2 protein-coding genes are annotated in these 648 nt (G+C 75.5%); one reads left to right on the forward strand and one right to left on the reverse strand.

Annotated features, from left to right (window positions below):
* Positions 1–253 (reverse strand): Hsp70 family protein (locus ACLEQD_RS44890; RefSeq protein ID WP_410391991.1); only part of this gene is annotated, 253 nt, incomplete at its 3' end.
* Here ACLEQD_RS44890 and ACLEQD_RS44895 point away from each other — a divergent pair.
* Entirely contained in the window at positions 243–629 is a 387-nt protein-coding gene (locus tag ACLEQD_RS44895) for a hypothetical protein (protein ID WP_410391992.1), read from the forward strand. The genes ACLEQD_RS44890 and ACLEQD_RS44895 overlap by 11 nt on opposite strands.
* The last annotated feature ends 19 nt before the right edge of the window (positions 630–648 follow it).

Genomic DNA, 648 nt, shown 5'->3' on the forward strand with positions numbered 1-648 from the left:
GGGAGAGCCAGCGCAGGTTCGGGGAGCGGGCGCGCACGCCGAGCAGGCGCTTGAGGCCGACCGCGGCGCGGCGGGGGGCGCGTGCGGCTTCGACGAGCGCGGCGGCGCCGACCTGGAACTCCCCGGAGCTGGCCACCGCAATGACGGAGGGAATGCCCGCGCCGTCGGTGCCGGGAATGGGGATGGGCGTGGCGACGCCGTCGATGAACGCGGCGACGCGGGCGTGCGAGGTGCCCACGTCGATGCCGAGCACGACCTCCGCCGCCGCGGGAGCGGTGACGGGCACGGCGGGAGTCAGGTCGAAGAGCGTGCGGCGCCGGCTGCGCGCGGTGGCGGCGCTGCTCTGTGCCTCAGCGGCAGGCAGTGGGGCGGCTTCGTCGGCGCGTGGGGCCTGTGTCGCGGCGGAGGTCTGTGACGAGGCCGGGCTGCCTGACGTCGAAGCTTCGCTGGCGCGGGAGAGGTGCTCCGCGGTGAGCGGCTGTGACGAGGCCGTGCTGATGGAGGCGGCGGCTTCTTCGTCGCGCGGAGGCTCCGTCGCGGTGGGGGCTTGCGAGGGCAGCGCGTCCGAAGCCGCACCGTGCGGAGCGACGGCTTCTTCTTCGCGCGGAGGCTCCGTCGCGGGGGCTTGAGAGGGCAGCGATCCGGAAG

It is taken from the genome of Corallococcus sp. 4LFB (genome assembly GCF_046520365.1).
Classification (GTDB): Bacteria; Myxococcota; Myxococcia; order Myxococcales; family Myxococcaceae; genus Corallococcus; species Corallococcus caeni.